At 71.8% G+C, this 7804-nt stretch carries 7 protein-coding genes; all 7 read left to right on the top strand.

The genetic code is table 11. From position 1 onward, the window contains the following. Nucleotides 1-355 precede the first annotated feature (355 nt). The 7 genes from ACWEVO_RS23120 to pstB all read left to right on the top strand — a co-directional run bounded on the left by ACWEVO_RS23120 (nucleotide 356) and on the right by pstB (nucleotide 7496). Complete coding sequence (locus ACWEVO_RS23120) at nucleotides 356-1069, top strand: winged helix-turn-helix transcriptional regulator (protein WP_123240143.1); 714 nt, start codon at nucleotides 356-358, stop codon at nucleotides 1067-1069. A 176-nt stretch (nucleotides 1070-1245) separates the two neighbouring features. Next, the gene (locus ACWEVO_RS23115; protein ID WP_452309613.1) at nucleotides 1246-2094 is read left to right on the top strand and encodes a polysaccharide deacetylase family protein; all 849 of its coding nucleotides are present in this window, start codon (nucleotides 1246-1248) and stop codon (nucleotides 2092-2094) included. 66 nt (nucleotides 2095-2160) lie between these two features. After that, on the top strand, nucleotides 2161-3090 hold the full coding sequence (gene mshD, locus ACWEVO_RS23110; protein ID WP_452309612.1) for a mycothiol synthase: 930 nt from the start codon (nucleotides 2161-2163) through the stop codon (nucleotides 3088-3090). A 300-nt stretch (nucleotides 3091-3390) separates the two neighbouring features. After that, complete coding sequence (pstS, locus tag ACWEVO_RS23105; protein ID WP_452309611.1) at nucleotides 3391-4494, top strand: phosphate ABC transporter substrate-binding protein PstS; 1104 nt, start codon at nucleotides 3391-3393, stop codon at nucleotides 4492-4494. A 40-nt stretch (nucleotides 4495-4534) separates the two neighbouring features. Then, complete coding sequence (gene pstC / locus ACWEVO_RS23100) at nucleotides 4535-5614, top strand: phosphate ABC transporter permease subunit PstC (protein ID WP_452309610.1); 1080 nt, start codon at nucleotides 4535-4537, stop codon at nucleotides 5612-5614. Continuing rightward, nucleotides 5611-6699 carry a phosphate ABC transporter permease PstA gene (gene pstA / locus ACWEVO_RS23095; RefSeq protein ID WP_452309609.1) on the top strand — a complete coding sequence of 363 codons (1089 nt, stop codon included), beginning with the start codon at nucleotides 5611-5613 and terminating at the stop codon, nucleotides 6697-6699. Before pstC ends, pstA begins: the two co-directional genes overlap by 4 nt. A 20-nt stretch (nucleotides 6700-6719) precedes the next feature. Then, on the top strand, nucleotides 6720-7496 hold the full coding sequence (pstB, locus tag ACWEVO_RS23090) for a phosphate ABC transporter ATP-binding protein PstB (RefSeq protein WP_387377295.1): 777 nt from the start codon (nucleotides 6720-6722) through the stop codon (nucleotides 7494-7496). The last annotated feature ends 308 nt before the right edge of the window (nucleotides 7497-7804 follow it).

Raw genomic sequence — 7804 nt, 5'->3', positions numbered from 1 at the left:
CCGGCGGGTAGCCGCGGGCAGGGCCGGCGGGGCCGGCCGGGCCGGGGCGGGCGTCATCGGCCCACGGGTCGCGGCCGGTGTCGGGCGAGGTCGAGGGAAACACGCCCCGATCGTGCCAGACCAGCGGCCCGGGCGGAGGTCACGGTTTCGGCGACGTTAAAACCTGCGCCGCGATCGGGGACAGATCCGACAAACAGGAAAGGACACGGAGGTGGCGGCCGGGCGATCGGTTACGCTCAAGCCGTTACCCGCCCGTCAGCGACGCCGGGACCCCACGCAAATTCTCAGCGCCACCCCGGTCAGGAGTGCCGCTGGTCGCGCGCGGCCGATCGGCCGCCGGGACGGAGGTGATCGTGTGGAGATCCTGCTGCTGGTGACCGCGCGCGCAGGTGAACCATCGGTGGTGCTGCCGGCACTCGACCTGCTGCCGCACTCGGTCCGTACCGCGCCACGCGACGTGCGCACCCTGGTCTCCGGCCCGAGCCCCGACGCCGTGCTGGTGGACGCCCGCTCCGAGTTGAGCGAGGCCCGCGCGACCTGCCGGATGCTGCACGCCACCGGGCTCGGCGTGCCGCTGGTCGCGGTGGTCACCGAGGCCGGCCTGATCGCGCTGAACGCGGACTGGGGCGTCGACGACGTCATCCTGGCCGGGGCGGGGCCGGCCGAGGTGGAGGCCCGGCTGCGGCTCGCGGTCGGCCGGCTGAGCAACGCCACGGCCGGCGCCGGCGGCTCGATCCGGGCCGGCGAGCTCACCATCGACCCGGACACCTACGCGGCCAAGCTCAAGGGCCGCCCGCTCGACCTCACCTACAAGGAGTTCGAGCTGCTGAAGTTCCTGGCCCAGCACCCGGGCCGGGTGTTCACCCGGGACCAGCTCCTCCGCGAGGTCTGGGGGTACGACTACTTCGGCGGCACCCGCACGGTGGACGTGCACGTCCGGCGGCTGCGGGCCAAGCTCGGCTCGGAGTACGAGTCGATGATCGGCACGGTGCGCCAGGTCGGCTACAAGTTCGTGGTGCCGCCGTCCCGCTCGCTGCCGGAGTCGGAGCCCGCCCCGCTGCCCGTCTGACCGGAATCCGGCACCACCCTCCCTTCGAGGGAACCCGGCTCCGTATTGCCCTTTTTGCCCCTGAAGTCAGACCTATTCTGACTGCCGGATTGGTCCGGTGCAGAGGGGGCGACGGTGCGTGCGGTGACCACGGGGGCGATGACGGCTGGCCTCGATCCGGATGGGCGGGTCCGCTGATGTCCCGGACCACCCTGCGGGTGGCCGGGCTGGTGGCGCTGGTGATCGCCGCACTGCTCGGCTCGGCGTACGCGCTGGGGCGCAGCCTGGTTCCGGAGCAGCAGCCGCGCCGCACCGGCGCCACCGCGAACGTGACCAGCCCGCACTACGCCGACCAGCCGCCCAGCCAGGAGTTTCCCGGACCACCGCCGGTCAGCCCCAGCCCCACCGCGAGCGGCTCGGCGGCACCGCCCGCTGACGACGAGGGCCCCTACGGCAGCCGCATGTCCACCGGCTCGTCCCAGGTCGCGCTCACCTTCGACGACGGCCCGGACCCGCAGTACACCCCGCAGGTGCTCGCCCTGCTCAAGGAGTACGGCGTGAAGGCCACCTTCTGCGTGGTCGGGGAGAACGCGGAGAACCACCCGGACCTGATCCAGGCGATCGTGGCCGACGGCCACACGATCTGCAACCACTCCTGGAGCCACGACCTCAACCTGGGCAAGCGGTCGCCGGACGCGATCCGGGCCGACCTGCTGCGCACCAGCGACGCGATCCACGCCGCCGCGCCGAACGCCCGGATCGCGTACTTCCGGCAGCCCGGCGGGAACTGGACGCGGCCGGTGGTGTCCATCTGCGAGGAGCTGGGCATGACCCCGCTGCACTGGGCGGTCGACCCGGCGGACTGGACGGCCCCGGGCGCCCCGAAGATCATCAACAGCGTGCTGACCCAGGTCGGACCCGGTTCGATCGTGCTGATGCACGACGCCGGCGGCAACCGTTCGGGGACGGTGCAGGCGCTGCAGCGCCTGCTGCCCGAGCTGCAGGACCGCTACCAGCTGGAGGCGCTGCCCGTCGGCACCACGTGACCACCGCCACCACGCCGTCCCCAGGTCCGGCATGATCGGCGTCCCGCCGGCCGCTACCGTGACGGGATGAGCAGCAGGGAGCCCACGACGGCGGACCGCGTCGCCCGCGCCGACCGGCTGGCGGCGGTCGAGGTGGCCGAGGTGCTGGCGCTGGCGCGTACGGCCGGGGACACGGATGGCGCCGACCCGCTCGACGAGCACGTGCTCCTGCGGTTGCGGGACCCGGAGGCGCCGGCCGTGCACCTCACCGCCCGGGCCACCGACAACACCCTCACCGGATACGCCCACCTGGATACCACCGACCCGGCGAACGGTGTCGGGGTGGAGCTGGTGGTGCACCCGGCGTACCGGCGGCGGGGCACCGGACGGGCGCTGGCCCGCGGCGTGCTGGCGGCGGCCTCCGGGCCACTGCGCGCCTGGGCGCACGGCGACCACCCGTCGGCCGCCGCGCTCGCGGTCGACCTGGCCTTCACCCGCGCCCGGGTGCTCTGGCAACTGCGCCGGCCGCTGACCGCCGCGCTGGCCGAGCCGGCCCTGCCCGAGGGCGTGGAGCTGCGCGCGTTCCGTCCCGGCGAGGACGACGAGGCGTGGCTCGCGGTCAACAACGCCGCCTTCGCCCAGCACCCGGAGCAGGGTCGCTGGACCCTGGCCGACCTGCGGGTACGCCTCGCCGAGCCGTGGTTCGACCCGGCCGGCTTCCTGCTCGCGGTGGACTCGGCGACCGGCCGGCTGCTCGGCTTCCACTGGACCAAGGTGCACGAGCGGCCCGGGTCGGCCCCGATCGGGGAGGTGTACGTGCTCGGGGTGGACCCGACCGCGCACCGGGGCGGGCTGGGCCGGGTGCTCACCACCGCCGGGCTGGCGTACCTGCGGGACCGGCGCGGGCTGGACCGGGTGATGCTCTACGTCGACGAGTCCAACGCCCCGGCGGTGGCGCTCTACGAGCGGCTCGGCTTCGCCCGCTGGTCGGCCCACGTCAACTACCGGCTCGGCTGAACCGCGGCCGCCCCGGACGTCCCGGCGAGCGGTCACGGCGGTGTCACGCACTGGACTCGGCCGGGTAACGACTGACCCGAAAAATCGTATTAATAGCGATAGCGGGCCGCGAGTTCACGTAACGGACAACCCTTCCTCAGCCCATGGCCACCCCGCCGGCCGCACCTGTTCATCTCCCGTTCACTTCTGACCGGCGAACCGTCTACCTGGCACTTCTAACTTTCGTGTCAGCCGGTCAGCGCCGGCACCCGGGCTGCGTCCCGGGCGACCTGACCAAAGACGTGAAGGGAAACCCCTCAGGTGAAGCTCCAGCGGCACGGCGCCATCGCCTGCCTCGCTCTTACCGCGGTGCTCGGTCTCAGCGCCTGCGGCTCGGACAACAACGAGCCGACCGGCACCTCCGCCTCCGGCTCCGCCGCCGCGGTCGACTGCGGCAAGGGCACGCTGAACGCGCAGGGCTCCTCCGCGCAGAAGAACGCGATGGCCGAGTGGATCAAGGCCTACCAGCAGAAGTGCGCGGGCACCACGATCAACTACGAGCCCACCGGTTCGGGCGCCGGCATCCAGGCCTTTATCGCCGGCACCGCCGACTTCGCCGGGTCCGACTCCGCGCTCAAGCCGGAGGAGCAGCCGCAGGCGGACGCCAAGTGCGCCGGCGGCCAGGCCCTCAACCTGCCGATGGTGATCGGCCCGGTGGCGGTCGTCTACAACGTCAGCGGCGCGGACAACCTCCAGTTCAGCCCGGCCACCCTGGCGAAGATCTTCGCCGGCAAGGTCACCAAGTGGGACGACGCGGCGATCAAGGCCGACAACCCGGACGCCAAGCTGCCGTCGACCGCGATCCAGGCGGTGCACCGCTCGGACGAGTCGGGCACCACCGACAACTTCACCAAGTACCTGTCCAAGACCGCCGAGGCGGACTGGACCTTCGGCAACGCCAAGGCCTGGAAGGCGCCGGGCGGCGTCGGCGCGGCCAAGTCCGACGGTGTGGCCAGCAAGGTCAAGAGCACCGACGGCACCATCAGCTACGTCGAGCTGTCGTACGCCGAGAACGCCGGCCTGAAGAAGGCCAAGGTCAAGAACGGTGCCGGTGAGTTCACCGAGCTGACCGCCGAGTCGGCCGGCAAGACCATCGCCGGGGCCAAGTTCGAGGGCCAGGGCAACGACCTCAAGATGTCGATCGACTACAACACCACCGAGGCCGGGGCGTACCCGATCGTCCTGGCGACCTACGAGATCGTCTGCAGCAAGGGCCTCGCGGCCGACAAGCTGCCGCTGGTCAAGGGCCTGCTGGGCCACGCCGCCAGCGCCGAGGGCCAGCAGGACCTGGTCGAGCTGGGCTACGCCCCGCTGCCCGAGACCGTCCGCACCAAGGTCGAGACCGCGGTCAAGAGCCTCTCCTGACGCACTGACCGACACCTTCTCTATCGAAGCGAGCGAGCAGATGGGTGACACCCCTCACCGCTCGGCGCACGCCGGCACCGGCGGGACCACCGTGGCCACGAGCCACGGACGGCCCGCCGGTGCCTCGGCGCGTGTGGCCGAGCCCTCCGGTAACCCTGGTACGCCCGGTCTCGGCGGCGGTGGCGGTCTGCCCCGGGCCAAGGCCTTCGGGGCGGAACGCGCGTTCCGTGGCCTGACCCTGGCCGCCGGCACCTTCGTACTGGTGGTCATCGGGGCGATCGCGGTCTTCCTGATCGCCAAGGCCGTCCCGGCACTGCGGGCGAACACCGAGTCCTTCTGGACCTTCGAGGGCTGGTTCCCGAACGACAACCCGCCGAAGTTCGGCATCGGCGCGCTCGCCTTCGGCACCGTGCTCACCGCGCTGCTGGCCCTGCTGATGGCGGTGCCGGTGGCGCTGGGCATCGCCCTCTACCTCTCCCACTACGCCCCGCGCCGGCTGGGCAACGGCCTCGGCTTCCTGATCGACCTGCTGGCCGCCGTGCCCAGCGTGGTCTTCGGGCTCTGGGGCCGGGACTACTTCGCCCAGCCGGTCGCCGACCTGTCGGCGTGGCTGCACAAGTACTTCGGCTGGATCCCGATCTTCGGCGACGGCCCGTACGGGAACTCGATCCTGCTCGGGTCGGTGGTCCTGGCGATCATGGTGCTGCCGATCGTCACCTCCCTCTCCCGTGAGGTGTTCCGGCAGACCCCGACCGCCAACGAGGAGGCCGCCCTGGCGCTGGGCGCCACCCGCTGGGAGATGGTCCGCACCGCGGTGCTGCCGTACGGCCGGCCCGGCGTCATCGCCGCGGTGATGCTCGGCCTGGGCCGCGCGCTCGGCGAGACCATCGCCCTGGCGCTCACCCTCGGCTCCACCTACGCCATCTCGTTCAACATCCTGCAGAGCGGCGGCAACACCATCGCCGCGAACATCGCGAACCGGTTCGCCGAGGCGAACGACACCGGGCGGGGCGCCCTGATCGCCTCCGGCCTGGTGCTCTTCGCGATCACGCTGATCGTCAACATCACCGCCCGGGCGATCATCTACCGCCGCCGCGAGTTCACGGAGTCGGCCGCATGACAACCACCGTCACCACCCACCGCCCGCGGCCGCCGGCACAGCCGGCCAGCCTGCGGGCCAAGCGGCTTCCGGGGTACGCCCCGCCGGCCATCGCCGTCGTGGCGCTCCTCGCGTCGGCCGGCATCGTGTACGGCGCCGGCATCGGCGGCCCGGTCCTGGTCGTGGTCGTCGGGGCGCTGCTCTATCTGGCCGGCCTCTTCCTCGCCGCGAACGCGGTGGAGGGCCGGCGGTCCGCCCGCAACCGGACCTGGAGCGCGCTGATCCACTCCGCCTTCGTGCTGGCGGTGCTGCCGCTGGCCTCGGTGGTCTGGACGCTGGTCAGCAAGGGCACCGCCCGGCTCGACGGCAACTTCTTCGGCACCTCGATGAACAACATCGGGGCCCGGGACGCCAACGGCGGCGCGTACCACGCCATCGTTGGCACCCTGGAGCAGGTCGGCATCGCCACGCTGATCACCGTCCCGCTCGGCGTGCTCTGCGCGATCTACGTGGTCGAGTACGGCCGGGGCCGGTTCGCCTTCACCATCCGCTTCTTCGTGGACGTGATGACCGGCATCCCGTCGATCGTCACCGGCCTCTTCGTCCTGGCCTTCTGGGTGCTCATCGTGTCGCCCTGGTTCAACGACGGCCGGCCGGGCTTCTCCGGCTTCGCCGCCGCGCTGGCGCTGAACGTGCTGATGCTGCCCACCGTGGTCCGCTCCACCGAGGAGATGCTCCGCCTCGTCCCGGCGCCGCTGCGGGAGGGCGCGTACGCCCTCGGCGTGCCGAAGTGGAAGACCATCCTGCGGGTCGTGCTGCCGACCGCGCTGCCCGGCATCGTCACCGGCATCATGCTCGCCATCGCGCGGGCCGCCGGCGAGACCGCGCCGGTGCTGCTCGTCGCCGGCGGCGGCGCGGCGATCAACTTCAACCCGTTCGAGAACAACCAGTCGTCGCTGGCCCTCTTCGTCTACCAGCAGGCCGGCGAGGCCTCGAAGTACTCGCCGGCGCGGGCGTGGACCGCGGCGCTGACCCTGGTCGCCCTCGTCCTCATCCTGACCGTCGCGGCGAAGTTGCTGGCCCGTCGCAATCGGCTCGGCCGATGAACCCCGGAGGTACCGCCACCATGGCCAAGCGCATCGAAGCCACCAACGTCACCGCGTACTACGGCGGTTTCAAGGCGATCGAGAACATCAACCTGACCGTCGAGCCGAAGACGGTGACCGCCCTGATCGGTCCCTCTGGCTGCGGCAAGTCCACCTTCCTGCGGTCGATCAACCGGATGCACGAAGTGCTTCCCGGCGCCCGGGTCGAGGGCAGCCTGACCATCGACGACCAGGACATCTACGACCGGGACGTGGACGTCACCGCGGTCCGCCGGATGATCGGCATGGTCTTCCAGCGGCCCAACCCGTTCCCCACCATGAGCATCTTCGAGAACGTGGTGGCCGGCCTGCGGCTCAACGGCGTCCGGCGGAAGTCGATCCTGGAGGAGGCGGCCGAGAGGGCGCTCCGCTCGGCGAACCTCTGGGACGAGGTGAAGGACCGGCTCGGCAAGCCGGGCGCCGGCCTCTCCGGCGGCCAGCAGCAGCGGCTCTGCATCGCCCGGACCATCGCGGTCGAGCCGCAGGTGGTGCTGATGGACGAGCCCTGCTCGGCGCTGGACCCGATCTCCACGCTGGCCATCGAGGACCTGATGTTCCAGCTCAAGGACAAGTTCACCATCATCATCGTCACGCACAACATGCAGCAGGCCGCCCGGGTGTCGGACCGGACCGCCTTCTTCTCGATCGAGAAGACCGGCGACCCGGGCCGGCTGATCGAGTACGACAACACCCAGAAGATCTTCAGCAACCCGAGCCAGAAGAAGACCGAGGACTACATCACCGGCCGCTTCGGCTGAGCCGCTGGTTCCCGGTCCGCGAGGGGCGTCGGTCGAGCAGACCGGCGCCCCTCGGCGTGTCCGCGCACCGGCCGCGCTACACCTGGCGCGGCGGTCGGCTCGCCACCGGGTGATCCACTCGTCGTGCGGCAGGTCGGGGCATCCGGGCGGCCGGAAACCGCGGTTCGCCGCAACATGCGCGGCCACCCGGGACGCCGGGCTGGCGCGCCGTCAGCGCAGGTGGAAGCGGGCCTCGCCGTCGTCGGCGAGGTCGAGGCGCGGGGTGACCGGAGTGGCGGCGTCCCCGGTGGCCGCGGCGGCCCCCCCTC

The organism is Micromonospora sp. NPDC003776 (assembly GCF_053605645.1).
The sequence above is the reverse complement of the archived record's forward strand: the minus strand, read 5'-3'. Positions and strand labels throughout refer to the sequence as shown.